This is a genomic window from Mesorhizobium sp. M0296, assembly GCF_040321675.1.
GTDB lineage: Bacteria > Pseudomonadota > Alphaproteobacteria > Rhizobiales > Rhizobiaceae > Mesorhizobium.
In genome coordinates this window covers 13903-35496 of sequence record NZ_JAMYRZ010000053.1, presented here as the reverse complement: position 1 = coordinate 35496, position 21594 = coordinate 13903, and the positions used below count along the sequence as shown (strand labels likewise).

Below are 21594 nucleotides of genomic sequence, written 5' to 3'. Positions count from 1 at the left end.
CGCCGCTGAGGGAGGGCGGCTACCCTCTCTCAGCGTTCCTTTCTGACCCATTCGGCAGCGAAAGTCATAAGACAAGCAATTCCAGGAAAAAGTGTGAAACGGTTTCCGTCCGGAATTGCGCAAACAAAGAGGTAGAGCGGTTCGGCGTTTCCGTGAAACGATGAAACGCTCTAGGCTGCCGCGGTGTTCTCCCGTAGCAGCCGCTCGGCCGCCGCGCGCGCCTCGTCGGTGATGGTGGCACCGGCGAGCATGCGTGCGATCTCTTCCTGCCGCGCCGCCCGGTCCATCTCGGCGATGCCGGTCGAGACCCGGTCGGCCCCGCCTGATTTGGAGATCAGGAAATGCGTCGCCGCGCGCGCCGCCACTTGTGGTGCATGCGTGACCGAAAGCACCTGCACGCGTTTTGCCAGCCGCGCCAGCCGCTGGCCGATGGCGTCGGCAACCGCACCGCCGACGCCGGTGTCGATTTCGTCGAAGACCAAGGTCGGCGCCGAGCCCCGGTCAGCGAGTGCTACCTTCAACGCCAGCAGGAAGCGCGAAAGCTCGCCGCCGGAAGCGACTTTCATCATTGGGCCGGGCCTGGTGCCGGGATTGGTGCGCACCCAGAACTCGACCTGGTCGATGCCTTCTTCCATGCGGCTCTCGGCATCGCTTGCGATCTCGACGATGAATTCGGCCCGTTCGAGCTTCAGCGCCGGCAGTTCGGCCATTACCGCCTTGGTCAGCCCGACGGCCGCCGCATGGCGAAGCGACGACAGCTGGGCCGCCGTAGTGTCATAGGCCTGGCGCGCCGTTGCAGCCTGTTTCTCCAGCGCATGCAGGCGCTCTTCGCCGGCGTCGAGATCGGCAAGGTCGGCCGCCATGGTGTCACGCAATTGCGCCAGGTCGTCGACGGCGACGCTGTGCTTGCGCGAGGCGGCACGCAGCGAAAACAGCCGCTCCTCGGCTTTCTCCAGCCGCTGCGGATCATATTCGGTGGCGCGCAGTGCGGCTTCGACGCCCGACTGCGCCGCGTCGAGCGACAGCATCGCCTCGTCGAGCGATTTGACGACATCCTCGAGCAAGCCGGGCGCTTCGGTCACCTTGCGCTGCAGCCGCCTGAGCAGGCTGGCCAGTTGCGGCAAGGGCGAGGACGGACCCGAGAGCACATCCTGGGCATCGTGGACTTCCGAGGCGATCTTTTCCGCCCGCATCATCGCGGCGCGCAGTTCGGCGAGCTCGGTCTCTTCGCCCGGTTGCGGATCGAGCCTGGTCAATTCGGCGACCGCCGCACGCAGATAATCGGCCTCGCGGGAAGCCGCCTCGACTTTGGCCCGGTGCCGTGAAAATTCCTGCTCGCAGGCGCGCCAGTGCCGCCACGCCTCGCCTGTTGCCCGAGCAGCGCCGAGATGGCCGCCGAAACTGTCGAGCAACTCGCGATGGGCGCCGGGATCGACCAAAGCGCGCTCGTCGTGCTGGCCGTGGATCTCGACCAGCGCATGGCCGACGTCGCGCATCAGCATCACGCTGGACGGCTGGTCGTTGACGAAAACGCGCGTGCGGCCGTCCGCCGTCTGGACGCGGCGCAGGATGATGTCGCCGTCGTCCTCGATGGCGTTCTCGGCGAGCAGCATACGGGCCGGGTGGTTGCGCGGCACGTCGAAGACGGCGATGATCTGGCCTTGTGCCGCGCCATGCCGCACCAGCGAGGCGTCGCCGCGGGCGCCAAGCGCCAGCGACAAGGCGTCGAGCAGGATGGACTTTCCGGCGCCGGTTTCGCCGGTAAGGACCGAAAGGCCGGACGAGAAGTCGATGTCCAGCTTCTCGATCAGAACGATATCGCGGATCGACAGTCTGGAGAGCATGGGGACGCGCCGCTCAGGCGCCGGTGATCAGCTTCCCGGCCTTGGAGATCCACGATCCGGCATTCTCGCGCGGCTCGAGCCCACCACTCTGCAGGAGCTTGTAGGAGTCCTTGTACCACTGGCTATCGGGATAGTTGGTGCCGAGCACGGCCGCAGCGGTCTGCGCTTCCGACGTCAGCCCCATCGCATAGTAGCTCTCGGTAAGACGCGCCAGCGCTTCCTCGACATGACGTGTGTTGGAATAGTTCTCCACGACGTTACGGAACCGTTTGACGGCCGCGATGTATTCGCGGCGCTCGAGATAATAGCGGCCGATCTGCATCTCTTTGCCGGCGAGCTGATCGTTGGCGAAGCGGATCTTCTCCTTGGCGTCGTCGGCATATTCGGACGTGGGCCAGCGCGTCACGAGGTCCTGCATCGTCTGCACGGTAAGACGCGCTTCCTTCTGGTCCTGGGTGACGTCCTTGATCTGACGGTAGTAGCTCAGCCCGATAATGTACTGGGCATAGGCTGCATCGTCGGTCGAGGGGTAGAGGGTCAGGTAGCGCTTGGCCGAACCGATCGCCTCGTCGTAATTGCCCTGACGGTAGTCGGCAAAGGCACCCATCACCATCGATTTGCGGGCGAATTCGGAATAGGGATGCTGGCGGTCGACGGCATCGAACTTGCGGCTTGCCTCCTGCAGTCGCCCGGCATTCAGATTGGCGAGACCCTGATTGTAGAGCACGTCGGCCGGCTCGGTCTGATCGACATAGGTCGACAGATCGACGTCCTTCTCGGACGACATGCAGGCCGACAGAAACAGCGATGGAACGACCACCGAAAGCGCCAGGAAAACAGCCCGCCGCAGCGCCTTCGATTGACCAACTCGCTTGAAAAACATGTTTGGATTCCGCCCTTTCGGCGTCATTTCAGTCGACGGCAGCAGCCATAAACCATAATTGCCTTGCCCGGCAACGCTATCCCCGGCCAATCGCACATTTTTGTGGCGGTTTGGCGCCACCTGGAAAGCTGTGTAATTTGGCCGGCCGGTGATGCATCCATGCAACACAGCTTGACCGCAACGGGAGCCGCAAGACCTTAAGAATCAGATCATCCAGGGTGCGTAGAGGGGTGCGTTGACGGCGCTCATCTCGGCGGTACGCCCGCGCTCGCGGCGCGTCGTCTCGACGATCTCGAAAGCCGAACGGTCCGACAAGAGACGGCGCAGCGCAGCCGCGTTCAGCCTGTGGCCGCCACGATAGGAGCGGAAGCAGCCGATGAACCGGGCACCGGCGAGCGCCAGGTCGCCCATCGCATCCATCGTCTTGTGGCGCGCGAACTCGTTGGGATAGCGCAGGCCTCCCATGTTGATCACGCGGTTGTCGTCGCCGATCACCAGGGAGTTTTCCAACGAGGAGCCGAGCGCATAGCCGGCCGCCCACAGCCGCTCGACGTCCTTCATGAAACCGAACGTGCGGGCCCGCGCGACGTCGCGGCGGAAAATGTCGGCGTTCATGTCGGATGCAAAAAGCTGGCGCCCGATCGCCGGGCTTTCGAAATCGATCTCGATCTCGAAGCGCGTGCCGTCATAGGGCCTGAACTCCGCCCAGCAGGCGCCGTTCTCGATACGAACCGGCTTGACCACCCTGATGTAGCGACGCTTGACCGGCAGCGTTTCGATGCCTGCCTGGTCAATGGCCTCGACGAACATCACTGCGCTGCCGTCGAGGATAGGCACCTCATGGCCGTCGATTTCGATGACGAGATTGTCGATTCCAAGCCCGAAAAGCGTCGCCATCAGATGCTCGACCGTGGCAATGTGCTCGCCTTGCGGATCGCCAAGCATGGTGCAGAGATCGGTGGCACCGACCTCGGAGACGAGCGCGCGAAATTCGTGGCTTCCGCTTGCATTCGAAAGCTGGAAGACGACACCCGTATCGGCATCCGCCGGCAGGAAATGGACGGTGACCGGATTGCCACTGTGAACGCCGATGCCAGTCAGCGTCGCGCGCGATTTAAGTGTCGTCTGATAGTCGTGCAAAACAATCCCCATAGCCCGTACTGCCTAGGTCCGCTTCGTCTGCCCTGAGGGCGCGGCTCTTGATTGATCGGCAGGCAGGGCCACTTCCCCGAGACTCCCAGCAAACCGACTTTGGTCGGTGGCGAAGATAATGGTCCCGCGGGGAGACTCCAAATCACGGTTTCTTACTCTTTGTAACTGCGGTCCAGCGCGGGATTGCCCCATAAGTCCTTGTTTTACAATCACTTTTAAAGTTAACAGGCGAACAGTTTCCTGCTCGCCTGTTAATAACTGTTACGAACCGTTAACAGATCAATTGGCCTGTCGGCGCAGGAAGGCGGGAATCTCCAACTGATCGTCTTCCTGGACAGCCCGGCTCTGCGGCGTCAGTCGGCCCTGCTCGTCCAGCTGGCCGCGGCGCGGCGCGTAAAGCTGCGGATCCTGGCTGGCAAGGCGGCGCACTTCCGCCGGCGCCTGGCGCAGTTTCGGTTCGCGCGGCTGCGCCGGCTGCAGCCTTGCAGGCTCCTCTTCGCGGCGGGTCAAGCCGTTGGTCAGGCGCTTGAGCAAGCCCATCGGGCCGCTGTTTTCGTGGTCGGCCGGGCGCGCCTTGGCTTCCACTTCGGCCTTCACCTGCGGCGGGAAATCCTCGACCCGCGGCATGCGCTGGGGTGCTGCGGCAACCGGCTGCGGCATTTCACGATGCGGAGCAGGCTGCATCGCTTGCTGAACCGCTGGCTGCATCATCGGCTGCGGCTGAGCCGGAGGCGCCTGGAAGATCTTGCTCTGCGGGCGGAAGTCTTCCGCATGGGCGACCGGTGCCGGTCGGGCCTGCGCCATCTCTGCCGCATTCGCCTCGGCGAGCTGAATGGCCTCGGCGACCGGATCGGCAGCACGTGGTTCATAGATCGGCTGCTGGACAGGCGCCGGGCGCATTTCCGTGACCTGAGCCGCCGGGCGGCTGACCGGCTTCGGCGGAGCCGTGCGGATGGCGATCGGTGCGGCAGCGATTTCGGCCGCCGATTTGTCGATGCCGGTGGCGACCACCGACACGCGGATAACGCCTTCGAGTTCCTCATCGAAAGTGGCGCCCAGAATGATGTTGGCATCCTGGTCGACCTCTTCGCGAATGCGGGTTGCCGCCTCATCGACTTCGAACAGGGTCAGGTCGCGGCCGCCGGTGATCGAGATCAGCAGGCCCTTGGCGCCCTTCATCGAGGTCTCGTCGAGCAGCGGGTTGGCGATGGCGGCTTCCGCCGCGGCCATTGCACGGCCCTCGCCCGAAGCCTCGCCAGTCCCCATCATCGCCTTGCCCATTTCGCGCATGACCGAGCGGACGTCGGCGAAGTCGAGATTGATCAGGCCTTCCTTGACCATCAGGTCGGTAATGCAGGCAACGCCCGAATAGAGCACCTGGTCGGCCATGGCGAAGGCATCGGCGAAGGTGGTCTTGTCATTGGCCAGCCGGAACAGGTTCTGGTTGGGAATAACGATCAGGGTATCGACGCATTTCTGCAGTTCCTCGATACCCATGTCGGCCGTCTTCATGCGGCGCTGGCCTTCGAAGTGGAACGGCTTGGTGACGACGCCGACGGTGAGGATACCCTTTTCGCGGGCAGCGCGCGCGACGACGGGGGCCGCCCCGGTGCCGGTACCGCCGCCCATGCCGGCGGTGACGAAGCACATATGCGTGTTGGAGAGATGATCGATGATCTCGTCGATGCACTCTTCCGCCGCCGCGCGCCCGACTTCAGGCTGCGATCCGGCGCCAAGACCCTCGGTGACATGCGCACCGAGCTGGATCAGCCGCTCGGCCTTCGACATCGTCAGTGCCTGCGCGTCGGTGTTGGCCACCACGAACTCAACGCCGCGCAAGCCGGCGGTGATCATGTTGTTGACGGCATTGCCGCCGCCGCCGCCGACACCGAATACGGTGATGCGCGGCTTGAGCTCGGTGATGTCCGGCTTCTGCAGATTGATGGTCATTGTCTTCGTCCTTTGCCTTTCCCGCCGCTTCGCCGCCGCGGCCGCCTATGGGGCTGTCCCCGTCAAATTAAAAACTGTCTCTCAACCACTGACTCATTCGATGCAGTTTTCCGCCTGTTCCGGTCATCCGAAGACCGGAAATTCCCTTCGCCGGGCGGCTCTCGAAGCTCGCCATCTGCGGGTAGATCAGAAGCCCGACGGGCGTCGAAAAAGCCGGCCCCTTGGCCGCCTCGGGCAGGCCTGCCACGCCAAGCGGGCGTCCGATGCGCACATTGCGGCCGAGAATGCGGCGTGCTGCTTCTGGCAGGCCGGCAAGCTGGCTGGCGCCGCCGGTCAGCACCACACGCTTGCCGACGGCATTGCCGTAGCCGGACTTGTTCAGCCGGTCGCGCAACAATTCCAGCGTCTCGTCGATGCGAGCGCGGATGATGCGCGTCATCACCGAGCGCGGGATCTGCAACGGCACCTCGCCGTCCTCGCCGATCGGATGGATGGAAACCAGGTCGCGGTCGTCGGCACTGCCAGGCAGCGCCGAGCCATGCATCACTTTCAGCCTTTCGGCGGCATCGAGCGAGGTCGACAGGCCCTTGGCCATATCCAGCGTGACGTGGTTGCCGCCGATCGCGATGGCATCGCCATGGACGAACTTGCCTTCCGAAAACACCGAGATCGTCGTCGTGCCGCCGCCCATGTCGATGCAGGCCGCGCCCATTTCGAGCTCGTCGTCGACCAGCGCAGCAAGCCCACTGGCATAGGGCGTCGCCACCATGCGTTCGACCGACAGATGCGAGCGGTTGATGCAGAGCTCCAGATTGCGCAAGGGCGCTGCGTCGCCTGTCAGCACGTGCATGTCGACGCCAAGCTGGTCGCCAACCATGCCGCGCGGATCGCGCACACCGCGCTCGGCATCCAGCGAAAAGGCTACGGGAAGCGAATGGATCACCTCGCGCTCGGCCCGCAACGCCTGCTTGGCGCCGGCGGCAAGCACCCGCTTGATGTCGGCCTCGTCGGCCTCATGGCCGCCGAGATTGATGGTGGCCGAAAAAGCCTCGCTCTTCAGCCGGCCGGCAGTCATGTTGACGATCAGCGAATCGACCGTCAGTCCCGCCATGCGTTCGGCGGCGTCGACGGCAAGACGGATGGCGTGCTCGGCACGGTCGAGATCGATGACGACGCCCGATTTCACGCCTTGCGATTTCTGGTGGCCGATGCCGATCACCTGGACGCGATGCGAGCGGCCGCGCAGCAGCTTGCCATCGTCGCGCGGCTTGAGTTTGGCCACCACGCAGCAGACCTTGCTGGAGCCGACATCCAGCACCGTCAGGATGCCGGACCGGCGCGACGAGGCATCGCTATTGCCGCCAAGCCAGCTCATATCTTCGTCTCCGGCTTGCGCTTCAGCATCTTGGGCTTTTCGTCGAGCGCGGCTTGGCGTTGTGTCGCCGCTTCCGGCGTCAACTGGACGACCAGACGATCGGAAAGGCGCATGTCGACGGCGGCGATGTCGCGCGTCAAAAGCCCGTTCTCGTGATCCATCCTGACCAGGTCGGCAATCGCCTGATCCTCACCGTCTTCGGGGAGCTTGATCGTGATGCCGTTTTCAAGCTTGAGATCCCAGCGCCGTTCGCCGATGCGGATATAGCCCTTGATCCGCGCGGCGAGCTCCGGATAATTCTTGATCTTGGCCAGGAAATCCGGCGCTTTGGCCGGTGCGCCGGTGCCGATGATCAGCGGCAGCAATATCTGCTTGCCGCCGGAGAACGGCGCAATGACGGTGCCGGATTTCTCGATGACCGAAAGCGCGCTGCCTTGCTGCCACAGCGCGAACGGCTCGCGCTCCTCGACGCGCACTTCCAGCGTATGCGGGTAGACCTTGCGCACTGCCGCGGCTTCGACCCAGGGTAGCGTGGTGATGCGTTCGCGCGCGGCTTCGGCATCGAAGCCGATCAGCGAGGTCCAGCCGTCGAGTTCCAGCCTGTCGAGAATATCTATCTCGGACGTTTCGCGGTTGCCGACGACCTTGACCTGGTCGACGGCAAAGCCGGTGCGGGCGGTGACACTCTGGACGATGGCGTCGGAATATCCGCCGAGATAGGCGCCATAGGCACTGCTCGAAACAAGCAGTGCCGCCGACAGCATGGCAGCGCAATAGGGCGGCGCTTCGAAGTCGCCTTCGCCGAGGCGCGCCAGCACGCGCACCGGCCGGCGGAGCAGGCGCGGCAGCACGAAATGGTCGAACGACAACGGCATGTCGAACAGCGCCGGCCCGGCCGTGCCCTTCCCCTTGCCCTGTCCCCACTTCAACGCAGACACGAAGCGTCCTCCACCATCCAACTCAACAAATCGCCGAACGAGTGTCCCGCTTGCGCGGCGATTTCCGGCACCAAAGACGTCGGCGTCATACCCGGCTGGGTGTTGACCTCGAGCCAGACAATTTCGCCGTTTTCGGAGTGACGATCGTCATAACGGAAGTCCGACCGGGAAACGCCCCGACAGCCGATAGCTTGATGAGCCTTGAGCGCCAGTGTCTGTATTTTTTGGTAAATATTCGGTGAAAGTTTTGCCGGGCATTCGTGTTTTGATCCGCCCGCGACGTATTTTGAATCATAGTCGTAGAAGGAATGGCCGGTCGGGATGATCTCGCAGACACCGAGCGCCACATCGCCCATCACCGCGCAGGTCAATTCCCGCCCGTGCACATAACGCTCGACCATGACCGTATCGCCATATTTCCACTCGGACGAGCCGATGATCTGCGGCGGATGCGACTGGCCTTCATGCACGATGACGACACCGAAGCTCGATCCTTCGTTGACCGGCTTGACGACATAGGGCGGCTTCATCGGGTGCTTGTTCTGGATGGCGAAGCGATTGGCCACCTTCGATTCCGCCACCGGAACGCCGGCCGCCTTCGCGACCTTCTTGGCCTGTTCCTTGTTCATCGCAAGCGCCGAGGCAAGCACGCCGGAATGGGTGTACGGAATGGCGAGGTACTCGAGGATACCCTGGATGGTGCCGTCCTCGCCGAAGGGGCCGTGCAGCGCATTGAAGACGACGTCAGGCTTGAGCGCGCTGAGCACCGAGCCGATATCGCGCGAGACGTCGACGCGGGTGACCTGGTAGCCCTCTCCCTCGAGCGCATCGGCGCAGGCCTTACCCGACGACAGGGACACGGGCCGCTCGGACGAGAATCCCCCCAGAAGGACGGCCACATGCTTGCTTGTCATTCCCCGTCATTTCCTCTCACAGCAGGCCTGCACCATCGCGCATGCCCCGAAAAGCATCGCGCGCACTCAAATGCGCCCGAGCAACTTCGCTCCCGTGTTTCCGCAACATTGAGTCCGAGTCTCCCGGCAGGTTGCCCCCCCAGACGGAAACGCGAGTAACGCGTCGAAACGACTCAAATCAGGAAACGCTTCAGGGCAGAGAATCAGAGAGTTGATTCGCTGGCAAGTGCTTACGATTCCGATGGATTCACTTTCCGCAAAAACGGCAGCAAAATGTGAATTCATGAGTCCGAAAGGCAACGGCGGTCAGCTTGCCTAAAGCAACTGCCCGAGAAATTCCTGGACGGCATGGCCCGGCCGAAAATTACCAATGCGCTTGATCTCCCACTGCAGCCGGATGCCTGATCTTTCGAGCACGCGCGCACGCACCGTCTCACCGAGATATTCAAGCTCGTAGCCCGTGGCCGTTCCGGTGTTGATCATGAAGTTGCAATGCATCGGCGACATCTGCGCCCCGCCGACCATCAGGCCGCGGCAGCCGGCCTTGTCGATCTCCTTCCAGGCGGAGGTGCCCTCAGGATTCTTGAAGGTAGAGCCACCGGTCTTTTCGCGGATCGGCTGCACGGTCTCGCGATGGTTCTGGACAGCATCCATCGCGGCCTTGATCGCCGCCTTGTCCTCAGGAATGCCTTCGAGCAGCGCCGACGTGAAGATCAGCCCGGACGGCGCCGCTGAATGGCGATAGGCATAGCCCATATCGGCATTGCTCAGCGTATGAACATTGCCCTTGCGGTCGAGTGCCCGCACCTCGACCACGCGCTCGCGCGTCTCGACGCCATTGGCGCCGGCGTTCATCCTCAGCGCTCCGCCAATGGCGCCGGGAATGCCGTGGTAGAAATGAAAGCCACCGATGCCGGCCTCGTAGGCAACGGCCGCAAGGCGCTTGTCGGGTGTCGCGGCACCCGCCTTGATCGTGGTCGGCGCAATCACTTCGGTCTCGCCAAAGCCTTTGGCCGAAAGCCGGATGACAAAGCCCGCAATGCCGCCGTCACGGACAAGCAAGTTCGAGCCGACGCCGACGATGGTCAGCGGAATTTCCTCCGGCACCGCCTTCAGGAACGTGGCAAGATCGTCCTCGTCGGCCGGCTGGAACAATGCGTCCGCCAGCCCGCCGGCTCGAAACCAGGTGATCTTGTCCATCTCGGCATTGGGCGTGATGCGGCCGCGCAGTCCGGCAAGCCGGTCGCCAAGCTTCTCGATCAACGCCTGGCCGCGCATCATGAGATGGTCCCGCCGAGTTCCTTGGGCAGCGCATAGGCCCATTGGGTGATGTTGCCGGCGCCGAGGAAGACGACGAAATCGCCCGGCTTCGCCACCTCGCGCACGATCGGCGCAATCGCCGCCGGACCTTCGATGTAGCGTGCGTCGCGATGGCCGCCGGAGCGGATGCGCGACACCAGTGCGTCGGACGTGACGCCGTCGATCGGTTCCTCGCCGGCTGCATAGACGGGCGCCACCATTACCGTATCGGCGTCGTTGAAGCAGACGGAAAACTCGTCGAACAGATCGCGCAGCCGGGTGAAGCGATGCGGTTGGGTAACGGCGATGATGCGACCCTTGGTAGCGCTGCGCGCAGCCTTCAGTACCGCCGTGATCTCGACCGGATGATGACCGTAATCGTCGAACACATCGACACCGTTCCACGAACCGGTATGGGTGAAGCGCCGCTTGACGCCGGCGAAAGACGACAGGCCCTTCTTGATTGCCTCAGCCGAAAGGCCGAGCTCATGCGCGACGGCAATCGCCGCCGTCGCATTGGAGACATTGTGGCGCCCGGGCATGGGCAGCCGCAGGCCTGATATCGTTATCTGGCCGTGCGTCTTGCGGTCGCGGATCACCACGTCGAATTCCGAGGTCGGGCCGTCCATGCGGTGATTGGTGAAGCGCACGTCGGCCTGCGCATTTTCGCCATAGGTGATGACGCGCCGGTCCTCGATGCGGGCGACCAGCGCCTGCACCTCGGGATGGTCGGTGCACATCACACCAAAGCCGTAGAACGGCACATTCTCGACGAACTGACGAAACGCTTCGCGCACTTTGTCGAAGGAGCCGTAATGGTCGAGGTGCTCGGGGTCGATATTGGTGACGACGGCAATCTCGGCCGGCAGCTTGAGGAAGGTGCCGTCGCTCTCGTCGGCCTCGACCACCATCCATTCGCCGTCTCCCATGCGGGCATTGGTGCCATAGGCATTGATGATGCCGCCATTGATTACCGTCGGGTCGAGCCCGCCGGCTTCGAGTAGCGTCGCCACCATCGAAGTCGTCGTCGTCTTGCCATGCGTGCCGCCGATCGCCACCGCTTGGCGGAAACGCATCAGCTCTGCCAGCATCTCCGCGCGGCGGACAATGGGAAGCAATTTTTCCCGCGCGGCCTTCAGTTCCGGATTGGATTTCTTGATTGCGGTGGAGACGACGACCACTTCGGCCTCGCCGAGGTTCTCGGCCTGATGGCCGACGAAGCATTCGATGCCCTTGTCGCGCAGCCGCTGCACATTGGCGCTGTCGGCCTGGTCGGACCCTTGTACCTTGTAGCCGAGATTGTGCAGCACCTCGGCGATGCCGCTCATGCCGATGCCGCCAATGCCGATGAAATGCACGAGGCCGATCGTCTGCGGCATCTTCATGCGTGCGTCTCCTTCCTGAATTCCGAAACGGTTTTCCTGGACGCAATAGCCTCTGTCAGATCGGCGAGCAACCGCGCGGCATCCGGTTTTCCGGACGATTTCGCCGCCGCGGCCATTGTCGCCGCCTTGCCTGGATCATCCATCAGCCCGCCGACAAGCACGGCGATCCGCTCCGCCGAAAGCGTGGATTGCGGATGCACCTCGGCGCCGCCCGCTGCCGCAAGGGCCGCCGCATTCGCCGCCTGGTCGTGGTCGAGCGCGTGCGGATAAGGCACCAGCAGCGCCGGCCGGCCGATCACCGCGATTTCCGATACGGTCGATGCGCCGGAGCGCGACATCACCAGATGCGCCGCCGCCAGCCGCGCCGCCATGTCGGTGAAGAAGGGCGACACCTCGGCCTCGATGCCAAGCGTGGCATAGGCCGCTTTCACCCGCGTCACATCGTCGGCGCGCGCCTGCTGTGTGATCGCCAGCCGCCTGCGCTGTGCGTCGGAAAGCCGGGCGATTGCCGCCGGCACCGCATCGGAAAAGAACTGCGCGCCCTGGCTGCCGCCAAACACCAGAAATCGGAACGGCTCTTCACCGGCCGATGCGGCATAAGGCGTCTTCGCCGCTTCCAGCACTTGCGGCCTGACCGGATTGCCGGTGGTCACCGTCTTGACGCCTGTAGCACTTGTGTCTTCCGGCAGGAAACCACCGGCAATAGCGTCGACGCGGCCGGCGAGCGCCCGGTTGGCGCGGCCCATCACCGCGTTCTGCTCGTGGATCAGCGTCGGCACCTTGCGCCGGGTCGCCGCGTAAAGCGGCGGCAGCGTCGGATAGCCGCCGAAGCCGACCACGATAGCGGGCTTGACGCTGGCGATGACGGCCGATGCCTGCCGCACCCCGCGCCAGATTTTCCAAAATGCGGCGAGCACGGCAAAAGGATTTTTCGACCCCATCGTCGCCGACTGGATCGGATGGATGGCGGCCGCCGGGAACTGCCCGGCAAAGCGCTCGGCGCGTTCGTCCGTCGCCAGGTGCACCGCCCAGCCGCGCCCGGTCAGTTCGTGCGCCAGTGCCTCGGCCGGGAACAGATGTCCGCCCGTTCCGCCCGCCGCCAGCAGGATGACCCCCTTCGCCATCTCACTCCGCCGGCATCGCACGCGGCGACGGCATGAAGCCCAGCTGCTTGCGCTTTTCCGGGCGCTTGCGCGTCAGCGCCAGCACCATGCCCATCGAGATGGCGATCGCGATCTGCGAGGAACCGCCGTAGGAAATGAACGGCAGCGTCATGCCCTTGGCGGGCATCAGCTGCAGATTGACGGCCATGTTGATGACCGACTGCAGGCCGAAGACCGTGACCAGGCCGCCAACCGCATAGCGTGTGAAATCGTCCTGCTCCCTGAGTGCCGTGTTGAGGCCGCGCAGCACGATGAACCCGAAGATGGACATGATGAAGAAGCACATGATCAGCCCGAATTCCTCGCCGGCGACGGAGAAGACGAAGTCGGCGTGGCTGTCGGGGATGACCCGCTTGACAGTACCCTCGCCCGGCCCGACGCCGAACCAGCCGCCATTGATCAGCGCCTCGCGGCCCATGTCGACCTGGAACGTGTCGCCCTCGCCGGTCATGAAGCGGTCGATGCGGCCGGCAACGTGCGGGAACACCGCATAGGCAGCGAACACGCCGCCGACGCCGGCAGCACCCAGCGCGACGATCCACAGCCACGGCAATCCGGCCATGAAGAACATCACCCCCCAGGTGCCGAGCACCAGCATGGTCTGCCCAAGGTCAGGCTGCGCCACCAGCAGCGAGATGACCAGTGCAAGCAGCAACATGGCGAACAAATTGCCCGGAATGTCGGGCTGGCGCTTGTGCTCGGCGAACAGCCAGGCGCAGATGATGACGAAGGCCGGTTTCAGGAACTCGGACGGCTGGATCGACAGGCCGGCTAGCGACACCCAGCGCCGCGCGCCCTTCACCTCGACGCCGATATAGAGCACCGCCACCATCAGGAACAGCATGATGCACAACATGACCAGCGCCATGCGCCGGATCTGCCTGGATTCAAGGAATGAGACGGCCAGCATTACCCCAAGTGCCGGAATGGTGAAGATAATCTGGCGTGTCGCGAAGTGGAAACTGTCTAGCCCGATGCGCTCGGCCACCGCCGGGCTTGCGGCGAAGGACAAAACGATGCCGAGCCCCATCAGCGACAGGAACGCCGCCAGGAACCAGCGATCGATCGTCCACCACCAGGTCGCCACAGGGCTTTTGTCGAGACGGCTTTGCATTATCGTGTCCCTCCGATGGGCTTCACGCCATCAATGGCGGTTGCGGCTTGCCTGAACGCCTCGCCGCGGACTTCGAAATTCTTGAACTGGTCGAAACTGGCGCAGGCCGGCGACAGCAGCACCACTGCCTCGCCGCTACTATCCCTGGCCGCATCGCGGGCGGCGTGTTCGACTGCCGCCGCCAACGTGCCTGATATCTCGTAGCGCACCGCTTCGCCCAGCGTCGCCGAAAAGGCCGGTGCGGCTTCGCCGATCAGATAGGCCTTGGCGATGCGCGGGAAGAAGCCGCGTAACGGCTCGATGCCGCCCTCTTTCGGCAGGCCGCCGGCAATCCAGTAGATACGCGCAAAGCTCGACAGCGCCGGTGCAGCGGCATCGGCATTGGTCGCCTTGGAATCGTTGACGAACAGCACATGCCCTTTGCGGCCGACTTGCTCCATGCGGTGCGCCAGCCCAGGGAAACTCTCCAGTCCGGATTGGATCTCGCCGAGCTCGAGCCCGACCTTGAGGCAGGCGGCGGCGGCGGCCAGCGCGTTCTGCGCATTGTGCTGGCCGCGCAACGAGCCGATGTCTTCGAGGAAGGCGACACGGCTGTAGCGGCCGTGCACGGCTTCCATTAAGTTGGTGCCGTCAGCGAAATAACCGTCGGTCAGCGGCAGGCGCTTGGAGACGCGGATGACCTGCCGGCCGGCCCGCTCCAGCCGATCGGCGATCTGGGCGCACCAGGAATCGTCGACACCGATGATTGCCGTCTCGCTGCCGGCCACCAGCCGCTCCTTGATCGAGGCGTAGTGTTGCATCGTGCCATGGCGGTCGAGATGGTCCGGCGTCAGGTTGAGCAGCACACCGGCCGTCGGATTGATCGAAGGGGCAAGATCGATCTGGTAGGAAGAGCACTCAACCACATAGTGCCGTTCAGGCTGCGGCGGATCGAGCGTCATCACCGCGCGGCCGATATTGCCGCCCATCTGCGTGTCGCGCCCAGCCGATTTTAGGATGTGCGCCGTCAGTGCCGTGGTCGTCGACTTGCCGTTGGTGCCGGTAATGGCAATGAAAGGTGCTGCCGGTGCCAGCAGCATCCGCTCGCGGCAGAAAAGCTCGATGTCGCCGATGATCTCCACGCCTGAGCCCCGCGCCAGCTCGACGGTCCAGTGCGGCTTGGGATGCGTCAGCGGCACGCCGGGCGACAGCACGAAGGCGGAAAACCTCGCCCAGTCCGCACCGCGCAGGTCCGCTGTCGTGATGCCGACCGCGCCGGCCTTGGCGACGCTATCGGGATTGTCGTCCCAGGCCAGCACATCCGCGCCGCCCTCGATCAGCGCGCGCGCCGTGGCAATCCCCGAGCCACCGAGCCCGAAGAGCGAAACGCGCTTGCCTGAAAAGGATGCGGCGGGGATCAAGCGGCCTCCTATCTGAGCTTCAGGGTCGACAGGCCGACCAGCGCCAGGATGACGGCGATGATCCAGAAGCGGATCACCACCTGGCTTTCGGTCCAGCCGAGCTTTTCGAAATGATGGTGGATCGGCGCCATCAGGAAGACGCGCTTGCCGGTCATCTTGAAGTAGCCGACCTGGATGATGACCGAGAATATCTCGACGACGAACAGGCCGCCGACGATGACCAGCACGATCTCGTGCTTGGTCGCCACCGCGACCGTGCCGATCAGCCCACCCAGCGCCAGCGAGCCGGTGTCGCCCATGAAGATCGCCGCCGGCGGCGCATTGAACCAGAGGAAACCGAGACCGGCGCCGATCACCGCTCCAAGGACCACCGCAAGTTCACCGGTGCCGGGCACGAAATGGATCTGCAGATATTCGGCGAACACCGCGTTGCCGGAGAGATAGGCGATGACGCCGAAGGATGCGGCTGCGATCATGATCGGCACGATCGCCAGCCCGTCGAGACCGTCGGTCAGATTCACCGCATTGCCGGCGCCGACGATGACGAAGCACGAGAACGGGATGAAGAACCAGCCGAGATTGACGAGAAACTCCTTGGCGAAAGGGAATGTCAACGATGACGAGAACGGCGCCTGGCCGTTATGCATGATCACCCAGGCGGCGATGCCGGCGATGACGAATTCGAGCCCCAGCCGCGCCTTGCCGGAAAAGCCGAGATGCGATTGCTTGGTTACTTTGAGATAATCGTCGTAAAAGCCGATCGAGCCGAATCCCAGCGTCACCAGCAGGACCACCCAGACGTAGATGCTCGACAGGTTCGCCCACAGCAGCGACGAACCGACGATGCCGGACAGGATCATCAGTCCGCCCATTGTCGGCGTTCCCGCCTTCTTGAAATGCGTCTGCGGCCCGTCGGCACGGATCGGCTGGCCCTTGCCTTGCCGCAGCCGCAGCGAATTGATGATGGTCGGTCCGAAGATGAACACGATCAGCGCCGCTGTGATCAGCGCTCCGCCGGTGCGGAATGTTATGTAGCGGAAGACGTTGAAGACCGAGATCTTGTCCGCAAATTCGACGAGCAGTGTTAGCATGCGCTTGCGTCCCCCGGACCGATCCTAGGTCTGTCTGCTGGTTGTGGCTTCCGCCGGAAACTTGCCGAGCAACGCCTCGACCAGCTTTGAAAAGCCTATGCCCTTCGACGATTTGATCATGACCACGTCGCCGGGCTTTAATTCCGATAGAAGAACCGGTTTCAGATCTTCCGCACCGGCGCGGTACTCCGTCCTGATCTCGCCGGGCAAAACGTCGGCCAGCGCCCGCATCTCCGGGCCGCCGAGAAAGACCGTGCGCGTGTCGGTGCCGACGATCAGACCGGCAAGCGCGGCATGCAATTTCGCCGAATGGCTGCCGAGCTCGAGCATATCGCCGAGCACGGCAATGCGCCTGCCCTCGCCCGACACCGGCGTCGTGTTGAGCAGTGCCATTGCAGCCCTCATCGACGCGGGATTGGCGTTGTAGCTCTCGTCGATCAGCGTGATCGGCCCGTTGGGGTGACGCAACACATAGCGCTTGCCGCGTCCGCGTTCGGGCGAAAGATCGGCCAGCGCCTGCGCAACCCTGTTAACGTCGGCGCCGACCAGATGCGCGGCACCAAGAACCGCGAGCACGTTCTGCACCATATGGCGGCCCGGCGCGCCGATCCTGGCGACAATCTCGTGCCCGCCAATCTTGGCGGTGATGACCGAGTGATCGGCATTGAGCTCGCATTTGATCAGTTTGAAGGTCGCCCGGGCATTCTCGCCGAACCCGTAGACATGCTCGACGCCGGCCTCTTTGGCCATCTTCTCCAGCAGCTTCCAGCGCGCATCGTCGCGGTTGAGAAGGGCGGCGCCACCGGGCTCCAGTCCCTCGAAAACCTCTGCCTTGGCCTTGGCGATCTCGTCCAGGTTGCGGAAGAAGCCGAGGTGAGCGGCCGCGATCAACGTGACGATGGCGACATGCGGCCGGACCATCTTGACCAGCGGCCGGATCTCGTCGGGATGGTTCATGCCGATCTCGAAGACGGCATAGTCGCAATCCTGCGGCATGCGCGCCAGCGTCAGCGGCACGCCCCAGTGATTGTTGAACGACTGGGCCGATGCATGCACCGTACCGACCGCGGAGAGAGCGTGGCGTAGCGCTTCCTTGGTGGTGGTCTTGCCCGCCGATCCGGTCACGGCAATGACCCTGGCCTTTGAGCGTGCGCGCGCCGCAACGCCGAGCTTTTCCAGAGCGACAAGCACGTCCTCCACGACGATCATCGGTGCAGTCAGCCGCCCCAGCGACGGCAGCTTGCCCTCGGCGACGACCAGCACGCCGGCGCCCGCCTTGATGGCAGCCGTGACGAAATCATGGCCGTCCATGGCCTCGCCCTTGATGGCGAAGAAAGCGTCTCCCGGCTGCAGGCTGCGGCTGTCGATGGAAATGCCGGCGATGCCTTCAGGCATCGGACCGAGCGGCCGGCCATCCATGGCGGCAACCAGCGCCTCGGAGGTCCACAGATAGCTCACGCCGCTTGCTCCCGCAGCGCCGAGCGAACTTCCTCATGATCGGAAAAATGCAGCGTCTCGGTGCCGATGGTCTGGCCTTCCTCATGGCCCTTGCCGGCCACGATCAGCGTGTCGCCAGCGTGAAGCATCCCGACCGCCTCGTGGATGGCCTTGCGCCGGTCGCCGATCTCGATGGCGCCGGGTGCGGCCTCCAGGATCGCGGCGCGGATCGTCTCGGGTACTTCCGAGCGGGGATTGTCGTCGGTGACGATGACCACGTCGGCCAGTCTTGTGGCGATCTCGCCCATGATCGGCCGCTTGCCTCGGTCCCGGTCGCCGCCGCAACCGAATACGACGATGACGCGGCCGGTGGTAAAGGGGCGCACCGAAGCCAGCACGTTTTCCAGCGCATCCGGCTTGTGCGCGTAGTCGACATAGACCGGCGCGCCGTTGGCGGCCGTCCCGACAAGGTCGAGCCGTCCCGGCGCGCCCTTCAATTTCTCCAGCGCCATCAACGCCTTGGCAACAGATGTTCCAGTCGAAATGGCGAGGCCGGCCGACACCAGCGCATTTGCAATCTGGAAGTCGCCGGCCAGCGGCAAGTCGACTTCATGGAGAACGCCGTCCGCTTCGACCTCGGCGCGCTGGCGGTGGCGCTCGTGCTCGACCCGCTTCAGCCGCAGGAAATCGCCGTGGCGGCCGACCGTCAGCACATTCAGTCCCCCTGCCCGCGCCGCCTTGATCGTCGGCTCCGACCACGGGTCGTCGGCAAAGATGACCGCCGGCGCGCCCTTCGGCAGCAGCGCGTCGAACAGACGCAATTTGGCGCGATGATAGTCCTCGACCGTCGGATGATAGTCCATATGGTCGCGGCCGAGATTGGTGAAGCCGCCGGCCGCAAGCTTGACGCCGTCGAGCCGGCGCTGGTCGAGGCCATGGCTGGACGCTTCCATCGAGGCGTGGGTGACGCCGGCCTCCGCCAGCTCCTTGAGCAGCCTGTGCAGTGCCACCGGATCCGGCGTGGTCAGCGAGCCATATTCGTTGCGGCCCGGCGCCACCACGCCGGTCGTGCCGATCGAGGCGGCGGCGAAACCCGCCTGCTCCCATATCTGCCGGGTGAATGCGGCGACCGAGGTCTTGCCGCTGGTTCCGGTCACCGCGACCATGGTTTGCGGTTGCATGCCGAAAAAACGTGCAGCACTCAGCGCCAGTGCAAGGCGCGGATCGTCTACGACAAGAACCGGGATTGGCAGCCCGGCGACGGCACTGCCCTTGCCGACCACGATCGCTGCAGCGCCTCGGCTCGCGGCATCGGCTGCGTAGGCTGCGCCATCCGCCTTGGAGCCGCTGAGCGCGAAAAAGACGACGCCCCGTGTTACCTGGCGGGAATCCGACGAAATCCCTGTAACCTCCATATCGAAGGAAGCTGTCCCTTCGACAGGCAGGATACCGGCTAGATTTTTCAGCTTCATCGAACCCCGTTCATCGCAACAAAATAGCGCGCAGTTGCCGGCGCGCCCCAAGAATCACTGATAGGAAACCAGCGTTGCACCATTTTCATGGCTGAAATCTGGCTTCACGCCAAGCATGGAAGCCGCACGTCGGATGATGTTTGCAGCCATGATGCCCGCGTTCGAGGCGGCCGTAGCACCCATGCCGGGCTTTTCCGGCCTCGGTTCGTCGGCGATCGTAAGCACTATGTATTGCGGATCGTCCATCGGGAAAGCCGCAACGAAGGCGTTGAAATTCTTTTCCTTCGAGTAACGGCCGTTGACAACCTTCTCCGCCGTTCCCGTCTTGCCGCCCACCCGGTATCCTGGCACCCGTGCATTGCGGCCGGATCCCTTTTCGGCATTGAGTGCATAGAGATAGCGCATGCCCTCGACCGTCTTGTCGCTGACCACTTTCTTGGCCACCGCCATCGCCTGCTCCTGCGTGCGCGGCAGGAAGGTCGGGTCCATCAGATAGCCGCCATTCATCAGCGCGGCGCAGCCGACCGCTGTCTGCAGCGGCGTCGTCGACACACCGTGGCCGAAGGCGATGGTGATCGAATTGACCTGCTTCCAGACCTTGGGCTCGGTCGGCCGAGCGACTTCCGGCAGTTCGGTCTGCATCTTCTCGAGGATTCCCAGGCGATGCAGGAATTCGCGGTGTCCGTCGATGCCAACCGCTTCGGCTTCCTTGGCAGAGCCGATATTGGAGGAGTAGATGAACACTTCCGGCACCGACAGTACCCGGCCCTTGCCATGGAAATCATGGATGGTTTGATGGCCGATCCTGATCGGGCGCGACGCGTCGAAACGGCTTTGCAGCGTTATCTTGCCGGAATCGAGCGCCATGGCAGTGGTGAAGCTCTTGAAGGTCGACCCCATTTCATAGAGGCCGGCCGACATACGGTTGAGCCGGTCCTTGTCCTGCGCGTTATAGGGGTTGTTCGGATCGAAATCCGGAACCGACGCCATCGCCAGCACCTCGCCGGTCTTGACGTTGAGCACGACGGCGCCCGCCGCGATGGCGTGGTACTTTTCCATGCCGGTGGCGACCTCGTCGCGCACGATATGCTGGACGCGCAGGTCGATCGAGAGCTGCACCGGCTTCAAATCCTTGGCCACCGCGAGGCCCGACGCCTGAAGATCGCTCAAGCCCTGTTCGTCGATGTATTTCTCCATGCCGGAGATGCCCTGATTGTCGATGTTGGTGAGGCCGACAATGTAGGACGAGGTTTCGCCGGCCGGATAGAACCGGCGCTTTTCGGTGCGAAAGCCGAATCCGGGGATGCCGAGTTGCATGATGTCGGCCTGCTGCTTCGGCGTCAGTTGCCGCTGCAGCCAGACGAACCCGGCGCCGCTCTTCAGCTTGTTATATGTCTGCTCGTAGTCGATCTCGGGAAGCACCGTCGACAGCTTTTCGATCGCCTCGTCGGCATCGACGATGCGGCGCGGTTCGGCAAACAGCGACGCGGTCTTGATGTCGGTCGCCAGCAGTTCGCCGTTACGGTCGACGATGTCGGGTCGCGATGCCGTCACCCGGCTCTGCGGGCCGCCCGACAGGTCGGGATTCTGGAAACCCAGATAGACCAGCCGCCCGGCAATGGTCGAATAGATGCCGAAGAACACCGCCATGGTCATGACGATGCGGGTCCTGCCCTTGCCACCGGTCGCCTTGCGGGCACCTTCGACCACGATCGATCCGCCTGCACCGGCCTGTGAACCGCTCTTCAGCAGCCTGCCAATCTTTGGAAATCTGGCAGCCATTGGAAATCCGGTGATCATTGGACGATGCCTCCGGTCACCACGGGATCTTTGCCGCCGATATCGGCCATGCCGCCCAGCCGCTGCGATGAAAGGTCCTCGATGTTGACGGGTTTCGCCGGCAGATCGTCCAGCCCGACGATCTGCCGCGCATTGACCGGCTCGAGTCCGAGTTGCGATTTGTAGATTTCGGTGAGCTTCTGCAGGCGCGACGGCTGGGTAAGCAGGCTCCAGTCCGCCTTGAGCAGGTCGATCGTGTCCTCCTCATAACGGATCTGCGCCTGGATCTTGTGCACTGCCGCCAGTTGCTCCTCGGCCTCGCGCTTGGTCTTGTAGGTCAGGGCAGCCGCCGAAACCATGACGGCGATCAGGACTATGTCGCTGGTACGAAACACGTG

Annotated in this window: 17 protein-coding genes; all 17 read right to left on the bottom strand. The window is 63.7% G+C overall.

Features of this window, described 5'->3' with window-relative positions:
• Window positions 1–170: 170 nt before the first annotated feature.
• A complete protein-coding gene (gene recN, locus NKI97_RS31680) occupies window positions 171–1844 on the bottom strand; it encodes a DNA repair protein RecN (protein ID WP_352453825.1) in 1674 nt (557 codons plus the stop codon).
• Window positions 1845–1857: 13 nt separating this feature from the next.
• Entirely contained in the window at window positions 1858–2727 is an 870-nt protein-coding gene (locus NKI97_RS31675; RefSeq protein WP_023676756.1) for an outer membrane protein assembly factor BamD, read from the bottom strand.
• Window positions 2728–2931: 204 nt separating this feature from the next.
• On the bottom strand, window positions 2932–3879 hold the full coding sequence (gene lpxC / locus NKI97_RS31670; protein WP_254818982.1) for a UDP-3-O-acyl-N-acetylglucosamine deacetylase: 948 nt from the start codon (window positions 3877–3879) through the stop codon (window positions 2932–2934).
• A gap of 279 nt (window positions 3880–4158) precedes the next feature.
• Complete coding sequence (gene ftsZ, locus NKI97_RS31665) at window positions 4159–5829, bottom strand: cell division protein FtsZ (RefSeq protein ID WP_352838216.1); 1671 nt, start codon at window positions 5827–5829, stop codon at window positions 4159–4161.
• A gap of 67 nt (window positions 5830–5896) precedes the next feature.
• Window positions 5897–7204: a cell division protein FtsA gene (gene ftsA, locus NKI97_RS31660; RefSeq protein WP_023676759.1), complete on the bottom strand. Its 1308-nt coding sequence runs from the start codon at window positions 7202–7204 to the stop codon at window positions 5897–5899.
• Window positions 7201–8142: a cell division protein FtsQ/DivIB gene (locus tag NKI97_RS31655; protein ID WP_352838214.1), complete on the bottom strand. Its 942-nt coding sequence runs from the start codon at window positions 8140–8142 to the stop codon at window positions 7201–7203. Before NKI97_RS31655 ends, ftsA begins: the two co-directional genes overlap by 4 nt.
• A complete protein-coding gene (locus tag NKI97_RS31650) occupies window positions 8130–9056 on the bottom strand; it encodes a D-alanine--D-alanine ligase (RefSeq protein ID WP_352539522.1) in 927 nt (308 codons plus the stop codon). The genes NKI97_RS31655 and NKI97_RS31650 overlap by 13 nt, the downstream gene beginning before the upstream one ends.
• Before the next feature lie 315 nt (window positions 9057–9371).
• Window positions 9372–10337, bottom strand: coding sequence for a UDP-N-acetylmuramate dehydrogenase (gene murB / locus NKI97_RS31645; RefSeq protein ID WP_031211769.1), 966 nt, complete (start codon window positions 10335–10337; stop codon window positions 9372–9374).
• The gene (gene murC / locus NKI97_RS31640) at window positions 10334–11740 is read right to left on the bottom strand and encodes a UDP-N-acetylmuramate--L-alanine ligase (RefSeq protein WP_352456166.1); all 1407 of its coding nucleotides are present in this window, start codon (window positions 11738–11740) and stop codon (window positions 10334–10336) included. The genes murB and murC overlap by 4 nt, the downstream gene beginning before the upstream one ends.
• Window positions 11737–12864, bottom strand: a complete 1128-nt coding sequence (gene murG / locus NKI97_RS31635; protein ID WP_352838212.1) for an undecaprenyldiphospho-muramoylpentapeptide beta-N-acetylglucosaminyltransferase — start codon at window positions 12862–12864, stop codon at window positions 11737–11739. Before murG ends, murC begins: the two co-directional genes overlap by 4 nt.
• 1 nt (window position 12865) lies before the next feature.
• On the bottom strand, window positions 12866–14017 hold the full coding sequence (gene ftsW, locus NKI97_RS31630; RefSeq protein ID WP_352456168.1) for a putative lipid II flippase FtsW: 1152 nt from the start codon (window positions 14015–14017) through the stop codon (window positions 12866–12868).
• Entirely contained in the window at window positions 14017–15417 is a 1401-nt protein-coding gene (gene murD, locus NKI97_RS31625; RefSeq protein WP_352589460.1) for a UDP-N-acetylmuramoyl-L-alanine--D-glutamate ligase, read from the bottom strand. Before murD ends, ftsW begins: the two co-directional genes overlap by 1 nt.
• 8 nt (window positions 15418–15425) lie before the next feature.
• Window positions 15426–16508, bottom strand: coding sequence for a phospho-N-acetylmuramoyl-pentapeptide-transferase (gene mraY, locus NKI97_RS31620; RefSeq protein WP_023676767.1), 1083 nt, complete (start codon window positions 16506–16508; stop codon window positions 15426–15428).
• Window positions 16509–16532: 24 nt separating this feature from the next.
• Window positions 16533–17966 (bottom strand): UDP-N-acetylmuramoylalanyl-D-glutamyl-2,6-diaminopimelate--D-alanyl-D-alanine ligase, encoded by a 1434-nt coding sequence (locus tag NKI97_RS31615; RefSeq protein WP_352589457.1) that lies wholly within the window; start codon window positions 17964–17966, stop codon window positions 16533–16535.
• Window positions 17963–19417: a UDP-N-acetylmuramoyl-L-alanyl-D-glutamate--2,6-diaminopimelate ligase gene (locus tag NKI97_RS31610; RefSeq protein WP_352453153.1), complete on the bottom strand. Its 1455-nt coding sequence runs from the start codon at window positions 19415–19417 to the stop codon at window positions 17963–17965. The genes NKI97_RS31615 and NKI97_RS31610 overlap by 4 nt, the downstream gene beginning before the upstream one ends.
• 54 nt (window positions 19418–19471) lie before the next feature.
• Window positions 19472–21199 (bottom strand): peptidoglycan D,D-transpeptidase FtsI family protein, encoded by a 1728-nt coding sequence (locus tag NKI97_RS31605; protein WP_352838210.1) that lies wholly within the window; start codon window positions 21197–21199, stop codon window positions 19472–19474.
• A 14-nt stretch (window positions 21200–21213) separates the two neighbouring features.
• Complete coding sequence (gene ftsL, locus NKI97_RS31600; protein WP_023676771.1) at window positions 21214–21591, bottom strand: cell division protein FtsL; 378 nt, start codon at window positions 21589–21591, stop codon at window positions 21214–21216.
• Window positions 21592–21594 lie beyond the last annotated feature (3 nt).

Excerpts from the sequence above, each read along its gene's own strand:
- murC (WP_352456166.1), bottom strand. The coding sequence starts at position 11,740 with ATGAAGATGCCGCAGACGATCGGCCTCGTGCATTTCATCGGCATTGGC.
- murB (WP_031211769.1), bottom strand. The coding sequence starts at position 10,337 with ATGATGCGCGGCCAGGCGTTGATCGAGAAGCTTGGCGACCGGCTTGCC.
- mraY (WP_023676767.1), bottom strand. The coding sequence starts at position 16,508 with ATGCTAACACTGCTCGTCGAATTTGCGGACAAGATCTCGGTCTTCAAC.
- NKI97_RS31605 (WP_352838210.1), bottom strand. The coding sequence starts at position 21,199 with ATGGCTGCCAGATTTCCAAAGATTGGCAGGCTGCTGAAGAGCGGTTCA.
- lpxC (WP_254818982.1), bottom strand. The coding sequence starts at position 3,879 with ATGGGGATTGTTTTGCACGACTATCAGACGACACTTAAATCGCGCGCG.
- NKI97_RS31675 (WP_023676756.1), bottom strand. The coding sequence starts at position 2,727 with ATGTTTTTCAAGCGAGTTGGTCAATCGAAGGCGCTGCGGCGGGCTGTT.
- ftsW (WP_352456168.1), bottom strand. The coding sequence starts at position 14,017 with ATGCAAAGCCGTCTCGACAAAAGCCCTGTGGCGACCTGGTGGTGGACG.
- NKI97_RS31650 (WP_352539522.1), bottom strand. The coding sequence starts at position 9,056 with ATGACAAGCAAGCATGTGGCCGTCCTTCTGGGGGGATTCTCGTCCGAG.
- NKI97_RS31610 (WP_352453153.1), bottom strand. The coding sequence starts at position 19,417 with ATGAAGCTGAAAAATCTAGCCGGTATCCTGCCTGTCGAAGGGACAGCT.
- ftsZ (WP_352838216.1), bottom strand. The coding sequence starts at position 5,829 with ATGACCATCAATCTGCAGAAGCCGGACATCACCGAGCTCAAGCCGCGC.
- ftsA (WP_023676759.1), bottom strand. The coding sequence starts at position 7,204 with ATGAGCTGGCTTGGCGGCAATAGCGATGCCTCGTCGCGCCGGTCCGGC.
- recN (WP_352453825.1), bottom strand. The coding sequence starts at position 1,844 with ATGCTCTCCAGACTGTCGATCCGCGATATCGTTCTGATCGAGAAGCTG.
- murG (WP_352838212.1), bottom strand. The coding sequence starts at position 12,864 with ATGGCGAAGGGGGTCATCCTGCTGGCGGCGGGCGGAACGGGCGGACAT.